This window comes from Nitrospirota bacterium (assembly GCA_016212215.1).
Classification (GTDB): Bacteria; Nitrospirota; 9FT-COMBO-42-15; order HDB-SIOI813; family HDB-SIOI813; genus JACRGV01.
This window is the reverse complement of sequence record JACRGV010000038.1, coordinates 1-16,601: the sequence shown is the minus strand read 5'-3', so window position 1 is coordinate 16,601 and position 16,601 is coordinate 1. Positions and strand designations below refer to the sequence as shown.

The following is a 16,601-nucleotide window of genomic DNA, read 5'->3' as shown; positions in this document are numbered from 1 at the left end:
GCTGCTGACGGTGCTCCGATAGGCATTGCAGAGGATTCGTTGGAATTTATAGACTCATTCGTACCATCAAAGGAACGGATGACATAATAATAGGTTGTGCCTGTTGAAACGGTTGAATCTGTATAAATTGCAGTTGTATTATTGGTTATAGTTGTAACAGATGTCGGATACGGCCCGCCTGGCGTTGTCCCCCTGTAAATCCTTTGTTGTGTAACATCCGTTGACGCAGACAAACTCCAGTTTAAAGCTATTGCCCCGCCGCTGTCGCCTGCAACATCCGCTGCATTAAGGCTTGAAGGTTCGTTCGGCGCAATATTGTCAATCGGAGCAGCATTAGCCTCATTGGAGTTTCCTCCCTCCTGTCCACTTCCAAATGCACGTACCACATAATAATAGGTAGCCCCATTGGTTAATCCGGTCGTGTCAGTATAAACAGAGGTGGTGTTATTGAGCAGAGTTGTTACAAGTGTAGAATAGGGGCCGCCGGTACTTGTCCCACGGTATATCCTTTGTTCTGTAACTCCTGTAGTGGTCGAAGGCGTCCATGAAAGATTTATGGCACTGCCTTGATCAGCAGGTTTGTCTGAAGCTGTAAGGCCCGCAGGTGCCAGCGGAACAACTGTTAAACTTGTACTGCCTACTACTGCCCATGATTTTGCCGGAGTAATCAGGTAAACAGGGAAAATTGATAAAAGTATAGCGATCCAGGCAAGGCTATAGCTTCCTATTGCCGTCAGCTTCCTTGTCCAGTATTTTAGAGACACGATTTCCCTTTTTTTGCCTGTCCTCATTATAAATTAAATCGTTACTTAGTTGCAGTAATAGTAACGTTTCCCAGTGCGACTCCGCTGGCCAACCCTGTTGAATTTACTGTTGCGACTGATGGATTGGTACTCCCCCAGGTAACCATGGCACTAATATCAGACGTATTATTATCGGAATAGGTCCCTGTAGCTGTAAACTGAACCGTTTGTCCCGGTGTTATCACAGGATTAGCCGGTGTAACGGCTATGGTTGTCAACTGATATATAATCACTGAAAATGCCTTGGCAGCAGTCTGTATTGTCGGGTTAGTCACATCTGTAACCTGAACTGTAAAATTGTATGTTCCAAAGGCATTTGGAGTACCTGATATTACACCACTTGAAGGATTTATTGTTAATCCTCCCGGAAGACTTCCTGATGAAATACTCCATGTATAAGGTGCCACCCCTCCGGTAGCTGTTACAGTTGTACTATAACCAAGCCACTCGTATCCATTAGGAAGGCTGACTGTTGAAATCTGAAGGGCCTGTATAATATTGAAAGTAACGCTGGTTGCACCGGTCAGACCGGAGGCCGATGCAGTAAGTGTATATCCATTGCCGGCCATGTTTATCTGACATCCTGCAAAACTCGCTATACCAGATACAGCAGAAAGTGGATTGGTAGTACATACTAACACACCGCCGCCAGGATTTGTACCAATGGCTAACGTAATACTATTCGTTGCTGTGGTTACGGTATTACCGCCTGCATCCTGAACTGTAACAGCAGGCTGTGTCACCCATGCCGTACCAGTAATACCATAAACAGGCTGGGTAGAAAAGATTAATTGTGCCGGCGTACCAACTGTAATGTTAAAGGTATTACTGATGGCGCTTGTTAACCCGGCTGCTGCTGCCTGTAGAGTATACGGTGAACCTGCCATATCAATCTTACAACCGGCAAAGGTTGCAACACCATTAACCGCTGCGACCGTTGTATTTGAACAAGTCAATATCCCTGCGCTCGGGTTTGAAGAAATGGAAAGCGTTACATTATCTGTTGCAGTTGTTACTGTATTACCGGCGGCATCCTGAATAGTCGCAACCGGTTGAGTTCCCCATACAGTTCCACCGGAACCTCCGACAGGCTGTGTTGTAAAGGCAACCTTTGTTTTAGGCCCAAATGTACTAACCGTAAGATTACTGCTATTGCTTGTCCAGCTCCCTGCTGTAACCGTAACCGGATAAGTACCTGCAGTTGTTCCTGTTGGGATCGTAAAGGTTACTACTGCATCAGACCATAGAGTGATATTTGCATCTGCTACCTGTACACCGTTAATCTTTACATTATTAGTAGCCGTACTCCTGTTTCCTGCCCCGGGGTCAGCACCGAAGTTTATACCATTAATTGAGATTGATGCACCCACTGCACCGCTTGTGGGGCTGAGATTGGAGAGATTTGGATAACCGACACGCTGGGCATAAATATCAGAGGAGGTCGTAGCATTATTTCTGTCATCACTCCATGACGCCATATATCCACAGCTCCCGCTGTCAGCGGCAATAGCCGGTAACTGTTTGGTATAAGTAGTATTTGTAGATAATGCTACAGCAGTCTCAACAACACCGGCGGTTGTCATTGGAGATCCATAAATATCAGGGTTGGTTGCATTATTTCTATAGTCCTGCCACACCACCATATAATGGTTAATGGGCGTTGCTGAACAGGTACCGGCAGTATAGGCAACATCAGGATATGCCTGCATGCTTCCTGCAACATTTGAGACAGCATAAGCTGTCCCGAGTGTTAAACTTGTTGCACCGGGGGTAACAAACCTGCCATAAACATCAGCATTAGTAGTCGCACCAAGCTGGTAAACAATCAGGGCATTCGTCCCATCATAAGCTGCACGCGGATAACGTTCCAGTGTGGCACCAACCGCTGCAACAGAAACCTGAGTTCCCCATGTATGAGTTGGAGTTGGTGCACCTGCAACGGTCAAAAGATTTGCAGATATATCTCCATTTGTATCAACTCCAAATGTTTCCCATGTAAGGAGGTACTTGGTTGTCGAGAGAGAATAGAGTCGTGGGGCCGACCTCGGCTCAGTATTTGGTGTTATGGCTGTTGCACCAGTGCTTACAGTTGCCGTTGGATTTGAAGTAACGGGACCGGCAAGGTGACTAGATCTGTCATATGTAGCGCCACGGAAAGAGGTAAAACTTGTACCGCCTGCCGCACTTCTTCCATAAACCACGTAATAACTATTGTTTATATCACAACATGCAACTGTCGGATAAGCAAGTATCCTCGTGCCGCCTGCAATTGCTGTAAATGCAGTGTTCACAGTTCCGGTTGATTCTGCCACAGTCCTTCCATTAACATTCGCAGAAGTAGCACTATTCCATGACATCCATACTATGATAAAACGTGCGTTAACACTATCATAAGTAACAGAAGGAAATTCATCATCACTGCTTGCTGTATCTCCAATCAACAGCGGTGTTGCATCAAGTATTGTTCCGGTAGAACTTACCCTGACCCCCCTGATAGCAGTAGGACCCAATCCGGTAGCAAGCGGGGTTCCGGTCTGCCATGCAATCAGATAATTTGTGGTACCAAAGGCAATGGCAGGATAGTTATCTGTTGTAGCAAGATTATCAACCTGGATATTTGTTCCAATTAAAGGGTCAACCACTACAGGGTATGCTGCATTTGCAAGCCAATCACCGGAAATGGTTAAAACGACTTCAGATGTCTTTTCATTCCATAAAGGCTCCACTTCAAGTCTTTTCTTATTGGCATCTATCACCACTGCTTTACTGTATCTAACCTGTGAAAAACCCTCAGAATCGGTAAACTCTATACCGGATTGAGGTGAAGACTTTCCCTGCAAAGTACTATTAACATTAATCGTTATCTGGAGATTAGAAGACTTAGAAAAACCTTCGTTTTTATTAAAAATCCAGCTCTGCTCTATCCCTTTCTTAAGATTGTCATATACCTCTTGTATATTCGATGTCCGCTGATAAACAATGGAATTTTCTTTCTGGGAAGGCTTAGTAACTTTATTATTGTTCCAGAATAATTCTCCTGCAGAAGTTCCAATTGAACTTAAATGGAAAGAAAATACATCAGAAGATGGTATTCCTGAGATAACAGGTACATAAGTAATGCCTGTATTGTCAAACATAACCTCATAGGTCGGATCTTTTACAATATATTTTCCGTTTTTTAAGGAAGGAAGATGTTCTGCCTTTTCTACAACGGTATTCAGATCAAAGGGTGGTTTTGATAAATCTTTTTTGATGTTGTCAACGGTTGAGGCTGATGCATTGCCCCCAATAATTAATAATAGGGCAATAATAAATGCGATTATATATGTATATACTTGGATTGGTAATTGCTGAAGTATTAAACCATCAGTCTTATCTGCAGATGATAGAATCACTGCTGAAGAACATGAGATGTTTTTAACACCAGTCATTGTTGAAATGTGTATTGAATTGTGTGTACCTCTACCTTTGTTCCATACGCGGGATGAGGTGTTTTTATTATCAAAGATGTAATTTTTCATAATATTTATGAGGTTCATCCTCAAATTTAAAATTAGTTACATCTCATATAAATATCCTCCTTCCAACTACATTTAACTGATAAAAATGGTTACAATAAGGTAACGATACATGTATATATAGTTAGCAATAGATATGCCAAACAAATTTAAAGCCATTTTATCCAACATATTGATATTTCTATTATATCAATCACTACATATTGTGGTAATTTGATTTGACTTGATTTATTACCAATAACAGATGGTTTGTATCGAAAGGTTACAACTATAAAGGATTGTTTGATAACATAACGTAACTATTTGAATATTCAAGTGAATTTAACTGTTGCCTGATGCTACACATATATATTATTGTTGGGTAGGTAATTATCAGCAAAAATCAATCCAGTCTTTATGACACTTAACTATTAACCTAATACTTTAAGTTTTATCTACACATGGATACAAAATTCCTTAAAAGTATTCAAAAAGCCTTTTAATCTTATGGCTTTTAATATAATATTGTGCCGTCTATGAAGCTTAATAGAGAATATATACGTTCCTTATTATTGCTCAGTTTATTCTGCATCACCCTGACACCTTTCCTTTCCTGCAATTCAAATAGTAATAACGATAAAAAATCCAACACCTTCCGCATGGCCATCTCCTCAGAGCCGCCGACCCTTGACTGGAGCCTGGCTACTGATTCCATATCAATACGGGTAATAGAAAACATCATGGAGGGGCTTACACAGTTTGATGATAACCTGAACCCTGTACCGGCAACGGCAAAGGAATGGAAGATTTCAAAGGACGGCAAGACTTACACGTATTATCTTCGTAATGATGTCTACTGGAGTGACGGGAAAAAGGTAACAGCTTATGATTTTGAATACTCGTGGAAAAGACTGCTCAACCCTAAGACTGTTGCGGAATATGCATACTTTCTGTTTGATGTGGAAAATGCCGGTGAGTATAACAGCGGTCAGGTCAAAGACCCTTCTCTCGTAGGGGTGAAGGCCGTTGATGATTCAACCCTCGTAGTCAGATTAAGAAAACCTGTGGTCTATTTTCCAAGCATAACGACCTTTATGGTAACCTTTCCTATGCGGAGGGATATACTGGAGAAATACGGGGACAGATGGACTGAACCGGAGAATATCATAACTAACGGACCCTTTATTCTCAAGGAATGGAGGCACGAATACAGTATTACGATTGTCCCGAATAAAGGCTACTTTGGCAGGAAACCGGAACTGAACGAGGTACGGTTTTATGTAATCGGGGAGAGTACAACAGCCCTTACACTTTATGAATCAGGAGGGCTTGAACTCGTGGCTATTCCGCCCCTTGCAATAACACATTACAAAGAAAACAAGGAGTATGTCCATCACCCGTTTCTGAGAGGAAGTTATTCAGGCTTTAATGTCGAAAGGCCGCCATTTAATAACAATAAGGTCAGACAGGCATTCTCAATGGCGATTGACCGGAGTGTCTTTCCTGAGATTCTAAAGGGTGGGGAACTGCCGGCCAATTCATGGATACCGGAGGGGATGATGGGTTACAACCCGGCAGTAGGAATAAAGTTTGATCCCCAAGGGGCAAAAAGGTTGTTAAAAGAAGCCGGTTATCCCGATAGGAAAGGCTTTCCTGATGTTACAGCCATGTTCAGCACAAACCCAGAGAATCTTCTTGTAGCCCAGAACCTTCAGGCCCAATGGAAAAAAAACCTTGGCATAAATGTAAAATTAGATAATCAGGAGTGGAAGGTATACTTAAAAACACTCCAGACAAACCCGCCTGCTATATGGCGTCTGGGCTGGGGGGCAGACTATCCTGACCCTGATAATTTCATGAACCTGTTTACCTCAACAAGCGGAAATAACCGTACACGCTGGAAGAATAAGGAGTATGACAACCTCATTGAAAAAGCAGCAATGGAACCGGATACGGATAAACGAAAGAAACTATATGACACGGCACAGAAGATACTGTCAGAAGACGAAGTGCCTATCATCCCCCTTTACACCGCCGCCCAGAACCTCCTTGTAAAACCTTATGTAAAAGGCTTTAAACCGAATGCAATGGATATTATACATTTTAAGAATGTGCGGATTGAGTTGTCACCCTGAGCCTGTTTGCTCCGCTGAGGACAAGCCCTGTCGAAGGGTTCACCCGAAAATCTCTCCGGCGGGACAAGAAAGTCCCGCCTATTCATTTCTATGAGGATAGGCGGGACTTTCTTGTCCCGCTGATTTTCATGGCCCTTTGTGAACCCTGGTTCATGTGGGTTCATCCATTATTATCCGCCAATACCGCTGCCTGCCTTAAAACAGTATCAATCGCCTTTTTCTGCTTGTCCAGCGGATAGCTGTACTTATTCAAGGTCCTTTTAACCATTACCATCAGTTTTACTCCCAAACAAAACCTTCCGGCAATATACTTTTGCCCTTGTACTCAACTGTGTCCTGAAAATAGAAGACTTCATAGATATCATCAACATTCACTGCCGGAGGGTCTGATTTGTCATTCAGGACAGCACCTTTAAGTTCAGTTTTGATTCCTCCCATAACAATCTCAAGGGCATCCGACATATCGTTTGCTTCCACGAACCTGACTGCATAAAAACCATGTTTCCTTGCATGTCCATCTCTATTGATCAGGAAATTCTTTCCTCTGATGCAAACTTCAAATTTTTTCACTCGAAAATCCCTCCGGCGGGGTTGGAAAACCCCGCCTATCCACACATAGTTTGAGGATAGGCGGAACATTCTTGTCCCGCTGATTTTCATGTCCCTTTGTGAACCCTGGTTCATGTGAGTTCACTTGTAAATCCTCCTAACTATCCGGCATGATGATGATAATAGGGATAGATAGCATTAGTCAATGCAATATTTATTATACGCCCCTATTGAAATTGATTTTTACAGCGGATTCAAGTAGATTATGATTACAGATGATAAGAATGATAAAAAATAGAATTCATATAATAGGAATAATCGCAGGACTGTTGATGGGAGGAGTGATCTTTTTGCCTGCAAGTTTTGGAACAGAAATTCCAGACGAGTCCCAAAATAAGATATTCAGGGGAACGGTTAAAACCGGAGCTCAGTTAGGAGAGGTAAGGCAGTACTGTCCACAAGGATTATACCTTGTTGCATCCGAGGGTTCTTACTTAGTGAATCAGACTACAATGCTGCAATTGCGGATTTCGGATGAAAAAACCGGAACCAAAATAAAGATGCTGTCGGATCAGAAATATATCGGTAAGAAAGTGGAAGTGGTCGGTAAATACCCTGCTCAGGAAGTTTTTTGTGAGGCATTGATATGTGATTGTGATTCTTATATCCTTGTCAGGGATATAAGAATCACAGAGTAGAAAATCCATTTACTATCTTGCCCCTTTAATTAATTAGCAGCAGGCAGATAGTTCGGTATATCATCATAATGGCTTCTGTAGCAACGTTCAGACTGTTTTCGTCCAAACTCAATATACCTTGAATTCACATTACCCACAGCCGTTCCATTGAGCAATGAATAGTTTGTAGCAGAAAACCATTTCTCACAAGGCTCATAAGAATGGATTGTAAAGTAATCACCGAAACGGCCGTCACTCCTGTTGTACGTTCCATTGGCTGTCAGTGTAAAGGAACCGAATGTTAACCCTGATGTAAATTCATCTTCAATAGCTACGTAACCCTTTGCCGCCGTACCTAATCCCCCGGCCTTGCCTCCGGAGGCTATAGACAGCCCGAGGTCACCCCTCTTATTGGCCGTTACCGCCGGATACCCATAACAATAGGCACTGTTATAGATGACTGGCTGAGAATAGATGGTTAAGCCATACATACGGAATGCTGCTCCATGGACATGCCCCTGGGTACGGAGGGTATCGGTTCCTACGTTCCAGAAGAAGGCAACAAGACCTTGCCCACCAAGGGCGCCCGGGGCTGCAACACCTCGTACCGAGAAGCCGGCAATACTATACGCAGGAGCAAATTCGATAAAGTCAAAATTACCGGTACCTCCACGGCAGTCAGGGTTTGTAAAATTTGTAGCCGTGATGGTTCGGGTAACTGAGGTAGGAGCTGCTGCTGCCTCAGACCAGCTAAATATGCGGAATGTGGTGGTGTTATCTAGTTGCCCCCAATACATTGTTTCTATATTGTTGGTTCCCTCAGCAGGTACCCATACCCTCTGACCGAATGTGGCAAAGGATTGATCAAACGTTGAGTAGGCAGTACCTATACAATCAGCCATCTGATCAATATTAAACCGGTATATCCTGGCATAGCCTGTACCGACTGTAGGAAGCGCATTTACGGTCAGATACAGGTATCTTTTAGTTAGACCTAAGTGCGGGTAATCAGGAACAAGATTATCCGCAGTCCCTCCCGGATCTATGTCATAGTAGCAAGCAGCAGCCGGGGGGGTGCGGCGTACAAATATGCGGACGACCCCATTTGTTTTTGCACTATTAAGATATAGACCTGAATGGAAAAACACCCGCCTTGCATCGTCAATCACAACATCATTGTCACCCCATACAAGAGGTGCATCAGCAGGCCCACCTGGGAGGATAACATCCGCCCATGCGAACCCTCCATTTGTAGACCACTCTGCATGACTTAAATTCCCTGCTGCAAAGACATGGGGCCATTATTTGCTGCCGCAGGCTCAGCCAGGGTAGAACCCTTTGCAGCATTATTAGCATTGGTATTCTTATTATTACGGCCAATGATTAATAGGCTCGGATCTCCATGAAATTCCGCGGATGGCTCTCCTATAACTGAAGGGCGTCCTTGCACCGCAGGGAGCCCTGGCGGGCTTATCGGATTGTTATCAACCTCACCGGCTATTTTCTCGCGGCGTTCTAACCATCCGATATGGAATGCTTCCATCTCTTCCGGGGTCATCTGTGGGGCCGCTGTCATATTTGCATCAGACATATTCGCTTCTACCACTCCTGTTTCCACCTGATATTGGCTGCCGGTTTGAGCCTCCATCTCCGCTGGAGTGATTAAATAATAGAAATTTATTGCAATTATTAAGGTTATGGCCACCATTACAGGAAATAGCCATACCTTTTTATTTTTCCTTTTCATAATAATTACCCTCCTCATTTCATATATATTGGAATCAATAGTTGGTTATCAAGAAACGGTATTTTAAACACCACCCCCTTCCTTCCCCTGTAGTCCTTTGAGTCCTGAGACCAATACCTGCGTATTTTATTTATTACGAAGTGTCAGTAAATTTTATAAATATTACTTATAATATCTTTCGAAATGTGAAATCAAAGATGGGGATATACACATAATTAAATTGCATTTATTATGCCATATTCTTCGACACGTTGCGCCCGTACAAGAACATTGCCATGAGTTAATTATGTGAACATTTTTTATTTTTCAGAATAATCACTGGGTATTTGTATTCCCAAAAGGGGAAGATAGGAGGCATTTTCCAGGAATGAATCTACCCTGCATGAGCGGGGTGCTCACAAAGGTGCATGAAAATCAGCGGGACAAGAATGTCCCGCCTATCCTCATAGATATGGATAGGCGGGGTTTTCTTACCCCGCCGGAAGGGATTTTCGGATGAACCCACATGAGCCTTCGGCTCACAAAGGATGATGAAAATGAGGCCCCCTCACCCGGACCCTCTCCCGCCAGGGGAGAGGGTACATGGTTTTATTCCCCCTCCCTTGACGGGAGGGGGTTAGGGGGAGGGTGAGCTATGGTGATTTCGGATGAACTCCCATGAACCGAGGGTTCACAAATGGCCATGAAAATCAGCGGGACAAGAAAGTCCCGCCTATCCTCGTAGATAGGGATAGGCGGGGTTTTCTTACCCCGCCGGAAGGGATTTTCGGATAAAGGTATCAAAAATACAGATCACGCTCCCCTGTTTCTATATCTCTGAGTTTCTTTATTGTGGCATTCCGTATTTTCACGTCTTCTATTGAGATTATCTGGTCTTTTATCACTGCATAGCCGAGTCTCAGCAATTCTTCTCCGCCATAATCGAGGAGGTACTCTTTGAAACTGAGAATTGAGTTTGGGAGGCAGAATTTCTGGATGTGACCGGGCTTTGCGTGATCCATAAATTCTTTGCCGGTCCTGCCGACCCTGTAACAGGCAGTACAAAAGGATGGGGAAAAGCCATTCTTTGAAATATCCCTGATTACCTCATAAGTGGTGCGCCGGTCCCCTGTTGAGAATTGTCCTTCAGATACATTCTGATTATTGTCATGAGTATAACCGCCGGGATATGTTCTGGAATTAGCGCTTATCTGGGACACACCTATATGGAATAAATTATCCCTAAGGTCCGCTTGCTCACGTGTGCTCAGGATAATCCCGGTATATGGAATTGCAAGCCTCAATATTGCAATCAGTTTCATGAAGTCTTTGTCAGATACCGGATATGGCGGCTTGAGGGAAAACGGGGAATCTGATGCAGGCTCTATCCTCGGCACAGATACAGTATGAGGACCGACACCAAATTTCTCCTCAAGGTACATGGCATGATAAAGGAGGGCAAGAACCTCAAACTTGAAGTCATACATGCCGAATAGAACCCCCATCCCAACATCATCAATACCGGCATTCATTGCACGGTCTAATGCCGTCAGCCTGTAATTATAATCACTCTTAGGCCCGGTAGGGTGAACAGTCTCATAAGTCGGAACATTATATGTCTCCTGAAAAAGCTGATAGGTTCCTATACCGGAAGATTTCAGGCGTTTAAATTCTGACAATGTAAGAGGGGCTACATTAACATTGATACGGCGTATCGCACCGCCACCCCTCACCCTACCCCCTATCCCACTACAATCCCCTCTCCCCTCAGGGGTGAGGGGATCTTGTGGCCGTGTACCGTATACCACATCTATCGCCCTCTCCAGATAATCAATATTGCACTGCTTAGGATTTTCTGCTGCAACTATAAGAACCCTCTTGTGACCATCCTTTATTAATGCCTCTGTCTCATGCCTTATATCCTCTTCAGTCAGAACCTTTTTTTCTATAGAATGATTACCGGCCCTGAACCCGCAGTATAAGCAGTTGTTCACGCATGAATTGGACAGATAGAGAGGTGCGAATAGGACAAGCCTGTTTCCGTATATAGCCTCTTTTATCTTTTTTGCAGATCTGAAAAGCAGGTTCAGGACATCTTCGTCATCACAATTAAGGAGTGTAGCCGCCTCTTCAGGTGAAAGACCATTGAGCGCCTCACCTTTCTTAATAATAGCTTCAGCATGTTTTGAAGAGGTATGACCGGCCTTTTCAAGTATTAATTCAATTGCTTCAAAAGGAATTATTTGGTTCATCCGACAATCCTTCCGGCGGGGTAAGAAAACCCCGCCTATCCATTTTTACGAGGATAGGCGGGACATTCCTGTCCCGCTGATTTTCATTGCCCTTTGTGAAACCCCGTTTCATGACAGTTCAAATGAAAATCTCCATAGCTCACCCTCCCCTTGAAGGGGAGGAAATTTTTAGGATGGTTGTTCAACTTATCTTTCTAAATTCTTACTTCTTACCTCTTGCTTCCCCCCCTATGCTCATCTCTCACTTCCCCACATCCATCGGTGCCCTTCCGAGGGAGTGGAGCAGCGACATGGTTTCTGTTATATTTTTTCTGATATTGCTGTTTTCTTCACCTTTACCGGGGTAAATGGAATAGAGTCTGCGGTATCTCTCAGGCGTAAGGTTTATCATAATGGAATTCCCGCCTGCCATAAGTGCCTGCTGTAGCCCTTCGTTTCCAAACAACTTTTCTACTGCTGATGTTACAAGGATGTTGCCGTCATTTACAGCAAGCCTTGTTACTGCGATTACCTTCAGCATGGTTTGAAGGTCAATCGCTGTCATACCTGCAAGCGGTGTATCGGGATGCGGGATAAAAGGACCGAACGAATACATCTCTGTATTCAGTGAACGCGCAAGGAATATGTCCTCCAGAATATCCTCCTCAGTCTGGCCTGGCAATCCTATAAGTGAGCCGGTAGCTATCAGATAACCAATATCCTTCAACTCTTTAAGTATATTCAGACGGTTCTCATATTGAAGCGTTGTATGTATCTTCCTGTAAATATGTGTATTGGATGTCTCAAACCTTATCAGGACTCCCCTTGCACCTGCATTATATAATTTTCTGTAAGATTCTACATCTCTTTCTCCAATACTCAGGATAAGGAGAACCCCGGCACCTTTTCTTATCCTGCTGATAATCTCAACAAGCCTTTCAGTTGTGTAATAGCTGTCTTCACCTGATTGAAGTACTAATGCCTTAAACCCGTATTTGTTTACACCGGTGATGACCTCATGCACTATCTCATCTACGGTCATCCTGTATCTTTCGATTTTTCTGTTTTCACCCCTTATACCGCAATAGGCACAATCATTCTTACAGAAATTGGAAAACTCAAGAATCCCATGAACACAGGAGGCATTTTTGTGGATTTTGTGGCGGATGGCGTTGGCGGTTTTGCAGATGTGTATTATCTGCTCTTTATCTGTGCATCGTAGAAGGGTGAGAAGTCTTTCTTTTGTAAGAGGGCCACTCAATAATATCTCCGGCGTGGTTGGAAAACCCCGCCTATCCATGAATAAATTGAGGATAGGCGGGACATTCTTGTCCCGCTGATTTTCTCCTCCCCCATTGAACAATTGGGGGGGATTTGTCTCTGAAAGAATGCGATCCTTCTCTTGCAGCTTGAAAAACAACTCCTCCCAGCCTGCAAGTATGCCGATCGCTTCATCTTCCCCAAGTTTTTGCACAATAACCCCGCCCTGGGCAAAGACATAGTCGCCTGTCTTTATATCTTCAACATCAACTAATGCCTCTTTTTTTTCACCGAAGTAATCTATGAGTGCGATATTATTGCTAATACTGATGACTTTTCCTGGAATTGAATAACACATGACTTGCCCGAGAATAACCCCATCCCCACCCTAACCCTCCCCTTGAAGGGGAGGGAATTTCAAATTCTTGCTTCTATCTTCAGCCTTCAGTCTAAATACCTTCAGTCTATTCACCTTTCTTCTCACCCGTAAAACGTATGAATCAACTGTAACCGTGTATCCCTTACCCTTTCTGAGATAAGACGGGCTATCCTTCGCATGACAAGGAATCCCATGCGGTAGTCGTTCATTATCAGGTCCAAAAGTTTTATTGCATCTATTGAGATGATGGTTGAATCTTCAACACATCGTGTGGTTGCAGTGAACCTGAATGGCTCAACAAGTGCAGACCATCCAAGGGGTTCAGCAAAGTTTGATAAGGTCAGCACACTGATATATTTTCCACTTCCTACCTTAATATCTATTGAAACCTTTCCGCTCTTCAGAACATAGAGGTGCATGGCAGGGGTATCTTCATTGAAAATAATATCCCCGGCCCTGTAGCTCTCTTCATTACATATCACCTGTACTGCCCTTAATTCATCCTCAGTAAAATCTTTAAAAAAATCTATGCCCTTCATGTCATCATAAGAGATCATGTAGTTCCTCCATAATATTTTCCGGGGTTAGCTTATCATCAAGTGTCTGGACTAATTTTTGGGGGTTGAGATAGAAATACTTTACCATCTTAATAAGCAACTGGATTGCAACTTCTGAATACCGTTTACATTCCTCTGATAACCCTAATCCGGGAGCAATATCTACAGCCGGTATGCCTATTATTGTGATAGCCGGTATATCCATATCCAATGCCTTCATAAGGTTAATAGTAGATGTCAGGTCAACGTCATGCATAGAATAATCGCTGTCAGCCTGTTTAAATAAAAGGTCATCTATTGTAAACAACCGTATCCTTACATCACCTTCCCCCTTTGTCACTATTGCATCAGTAACAAACACCCTCTGATATAATGAGAGAATATCTAACAGGTCAATGCCTGCTGTACCGCCGTCAACAATATCCACATTCCCTGCCATATTGTATCTCTTCAGCTCATGGATAACATGCACCCCGACACCATCATCTCCCATGAGTATATTGCCAAGCCCAATAACAAGCAGTCTGTCTTTAATCAATGAACTTTACCTCAAGAAAATGTGTTGAACATGATATGCACGGGTCATAAGCCCGGACAAGCATCTCCAGTCTTTTTTCAATTTCTATCTTTGGGAGGTCAAGGATCGCAGGTACCATTGCCCTTATATCATTCTCAATATTTAACAGGTTCTGTCCGGTCGGTATTATGCAATTCACTGACCTGATAATACCCTTATCATCTGTCCCATATTCATGGTATAGCGTACCCCTTGGTGCCTCGACAATTCCAACTCCAAGCCCTTCCTTAAAAACTACGTCACCTGCCACGGTATTTGTACTGTCGGCTGACAGCAGGTCCAGCAACCTGAGAGAATCGTACAGACTGTGAACACACTCAAGAACCTGTGCCGCATTATTCATAAAGGAATTCGTGCATGGGAATGTCAGTCCAAGCCTTTTAGCCGCCTCTTTTGCCTCGGCAGAAATCTGATTATAATTATTGTTTAATCGTGCAAGGGCGCCCACCATAATTGATTTGCCGTCAGATTTCACATGTTTGGCTGTAGAATATTCAATCACATCTTCTGTGATAAATTCCCGATAAGCGGACGGATCTGTAACAGGGACATCCTTTGAATATAGATTACCGCCATATAATGCATACTCTCCCCCATCTTTAAGTGAACAGTACCTTGTCTCCCTGCTGAATTCAGGCGCAACTATCCCTGCAAATAAATTTACAGTCTCATCTATATCCGGTATTGCATCTTCAATAACCCTGCGTACATCACTCAGGTCTTTCTTAGATGGGGCCTTTGTAAAACCACCAATTGTCATGCTGATAGGATGGACATGCCTTCCGACAAGTATCCTGCATATTTCATTCGCTGCCTTCTTCAACCTCAGTCCCCTTTTTACAACATCAGGGTGACTCCTTGCAAGCGGTATCACTGAACCCGCATTAAAGAAATCAGGGGCAACAAGGAGATAGAGATGCAGGATATGACTCTGCAAAATCTCAGCATGGACGAGTATCTTTCTAAGTAAGGTCACTGCCGTGGAAGGGGTTATGCCGAGTGCCGCCTCACACCCTTTCAGAGATGCTGTGGCATGACTGATGGCACAGATACCGCATATCCTTGAGGTAATATGAGGTGCCTCAGAGATATGGCGTCCGATCAGCATAAGTTCAAAGAAACGGGGGGACTCTACTATCTCAAGCCTTAGCTCCTCTATCCTTCCCTCTTTGATATTCAGGACAATATTCCCGTGGCCCTCTACCCTTGTTATATGATGGATATTGATATTGTGTGACATACTATATTTTTATCCCTTCCAGACCGTTAAATACCTTAAACTTCTCACGTATCTCTTCCCTCGAAAGTCCGTTCTGCATAAGGATATTGGTAAGGGATTCTATATTTGCTTCTTCAACAAGCCCCCTGCATGCTATGCACGCCTCACGATATGTAGGACATATTGCATTACAGCCGGCAAGAGTCACTGATCCAAGACACCACTTACCCTGTTCAACAAGACACACATTTCCCCTTATCCTGCACTCTACACACACAGGATAATCAGGAAGCCGAGGCTTTATACCAAGCAATAACTCCTGTACAAATCTCAGGAATTCTTTTTTATCTATAGGACAGCCGGGTATAACATAATCTACAGACACTACATCTTTTATCCGCTTTACAGGGATAGTATCTGTAAATAAATCAGTCCTTTTATAAACCGTTCTAAGCCATGTCTCTTGCGGATGGTAATTTTTCAATACATTGACCCCGCCGAGGTCAGCACATGCACCAATGGCTATAAGGACTTTAGCCCTTTCCCTTATCTTTTTTAATTCCGCAATCTCTGATTCCCTCGAAACAGACCCTTCAATAAAGGCAATCTCATAGTCCTGGCCCTTTTCACTCATCGCCTCTCTGAAATTTACAAACTCAATCTTATCTAAAATCACAGGAATCTCATCCTCCAGATTCAATATCTGAAGCTGACACCCCTCACAGCTTGTAAAACTGAAAACGCCGACTTTAGGTTTCACCTGAATGTCTCCATAGCTCACCCTCCCCCTATCCCCCTCCCGTCAAGGGAGGGGGGCACCTGGTGAGGGGGCCTCATTTTCATCATCCTTTGTGAGCCGAAGGCTCATGTGGGTTCATCCGAAAATGACCCCAAGTAAGCAGTAAGCGGTAAGCAGTTAGCAGATAAAGACTGCCTTTCCTGTTTACTGCTCACTGCTTACTGTTTACTATTTTCATTTCCCTTTGTGAGC

General features: G+C 43.5%; 16 protein-coding genes. 2 read left to right on the top strand and 14 right to left on the bottom strand.

Going from position 1 to position 16,601, the window contains the following annotated elements:
- Together HZA08_03760 and HZA08_03755 are read right to left on the bottom strand one after the other, a co-directional pair.
- Positions 1-791 (bottom strand): fibronectin type III domain-containing protein (locus HZA08_03760; GenBank protein MBI5192545.1); only part of this gene is annotated, 791 nt, incomplete at its 3' end.
- Positions 792-805: 14 nt separating this feature from the next.
- The gene (locus HZA08_03755) at positions 806-4,324 is read right to left on the bottom strand and encodes an Ig-like domain-containing protein (GenBank protein ID MBI5192544.1); all 3,519 of its coding nucleotides are present in this window, start codon (positions 4,322-4,324) and stop codon (positions 806-808) included.
- Between the two features lie 512 nt (positions 4,325-4,836).
- On the opposite strand from HZA08_03755, the gene HZA08_03750 reads away from it, so the two are divergent.
- Positions 4,837-6,435: a peptide ABC transporter substrate-binding protein gene (locus tag HZA08_03750; protein ID MBI5192543.1), complete on the top strand. Its 1,599-nt coding sequence runs from the start codon at positions 4,837-4,839 to the stop codon at positions 6,433-6,435.
- Here the strand turns inward: HZA08_03750 and HZA08_03745 are convergent.
- Genes HZA08_03745 through HZA08_03730 form a run of 4 tightly spaced genes read right to left on the bottom strand, consistent with a single transcriptional unit; the run spans position 6,360 to position 7,129 of the window.
- Positions 6,360-6,599 (bottom strand): hypothetical protein, encoded by a 240-nt coding sequence (locus HZA08_03745; GenBank protein MBI5192542.1) that lies wholly within the window; start codon positions 6,597-6,599, stop codon positions 6,360-6,362. The two genes, HZA08_03750 and HZA08_03745, sit on opposite strands and share 76 nt — an antisense overlap.
- On the bottom strand, positions 6,596-6,709 hold the full coding sequence (locus HZA08_03740) for a DUF3387 domain-containing protein (protein MBI5192541.1): 114 nt from the start codon (positions 6,707-6,709) through the stop codon (positions 6,596-6,598). The genes HZA08_03745 and HZA08_03740 overlap by 4 nt, the downstream gene beginning before the upstream one ends.
- Before the next feature lie 5 nt (positions 6,710-6,714).
- The gene (locus HZA08_03735) at positions 6,715-7,005 is read right to left on the bottom strand and encodes a hypothetical protein (protein MBI5192540.1); all 291 of its coding nucleotides are present in this window, start codon (positions 7,003-7,005) and stop codon (positions 6,715-6,717) included.
- Positions 6,992-7,129, bottom strand: a complete 138-nt coding sequence (locus tag HZA08_03730; GenBank protein MBI5192539.1) for a hypothetical protein — start codon at positions 7,127-7,129, stop codon at positions 6,992-6,994. The genes HZA08_03735 and HZA08_03730 overlap by 14 nt, the downstream gene beginning before the upstream one ends.
- Positions 7,130-7,268: 139 nt before the next feature.
- Between HZA08_03730 and HZA08_03725 the strand changes: the two genes are divergently transcribed.
- Positions 7,269-7,682, top strand: a complete 414-nt coding sequence (locus HZA08_03725; GenBank protein MBI5192538.1) for a hypothetical protein — start codon at positions 7,269-7,271, stop codon at positions 7,680-7,682.
- 29 nt (positions 7,683-7,711) lie between these two features.
- On the opposite strand, the gene HZA08_03720 is transcribed toward HZA08_03725, so the two are convergent.
- The 8 genes from HZA08_03720 to HZA08_03685 all read right to left on the bottom strand — a co-directional run bounded on the left by HZA08_03720 (position 7,712) and on the right by HZA08_03685 (position 16,370).
- Positions 7,712-8,830: a hypothetical protein gene (locus HZA08_03720; GenBank protein ID MBI5192537.1), complete on the bottom strand. Its 1,119-nt coding sequence runs from the start codon at positions 8,828-8,830 to the stop codon at positions 7,712-7,714.
- Positions 8,831-8,931: 101 nt separating this feature from the next.
- Complete coding sequence (locus HZA08_03715) at positions 8,932-9,408, bottom strand: hypothetical protein (GenBank protein ID MBI5192536.1); 477 nt, start codon at positions 9,406-9,408, stop codon at positions 8,932-8,934.
- A 779-nt stretch (positions 9,409-10,187) separates the two neighbouring features.
- Positions 10,188-11,639 (bottom strand): [FeFe] hydrogenase H-cluster radical SAM maturase HydG, encoded by a 1,452-nt coding sequence (gene hydG, locus HZA08_03710; protein ID MBI5192535.1) that lies wholly within the window; start codon positions 11,637-11,639, stop codon positions 10,188-10,190.
- 241 nt (positions 11,640-11,880) lie between these two features.
- Complete coding sequence (gene hydE, locus HZA08_03705; GenBank protein ID MBI5192534.1) at positions 11,881-13,236, bottom strand: [FeFe] hydrogenase H-cluster radical SAM maturase HydE; 1,356 nt, start codon at positions 13,234-13,236, stop codon at positions 11,881-11,883.
- 122 nt (positions 13,237-13,358) lie between these two features.
- On the bottom strand, positions 13,359-13,814 hold the full coding sequence (locus HZA08_03700) for a cyclic nucleotide-binding domain-containing protein (GenBank protein ID MBI5192533.1): 456 nt from the start codon (positions 13,812-13,814) through the stop codon (positions 13,359-13,361).
- The gene (locus HZA08_03695) at positions 13,801-14,352 is read right to left on the bottom strand and encodes a hydrogenase maturation protease (protein ID MBI5192532.1); all 552 of its coding nucleotides are present in this window, start codon (positions 14,350-14,352) and stop codon (positions 13,801-13,803) included. Before HZA08_03695 ends, HZA08_03700 begins: the two co-directional genes overlap by 14 nt.
- Entirely contained in the window at positions 14,345-15,631 is a 1,287-nt protein-coding gene (locus tag HZA08_03690; protein ID MBI5192531.1) for a Ni/Fe hydrogenase subunit alpha, read from the bottom strand. The genes HZA08_03695 and HZA08_03690 overlap by 8 nt, the downstream gene beginning before the upstream one ends.
- A gap of 1 nt (position 15,632) precedes the next feature.
- Positions 15,633-16,370 carry an NADH:ubiquinone oxidoreductase gene (locus HZA08_03685; protein MBI5192530.1) on the bottom strand — a complete coding sequence of 246 codons (738 nt, stop codon included), beginning with the start codon at positions 16,368-16,370 and terminating at the stop codon, positions 15,633-15,635.
- Between the last annotated feature and the right edge of the window lie 231 nt (positions 16,371-16,601).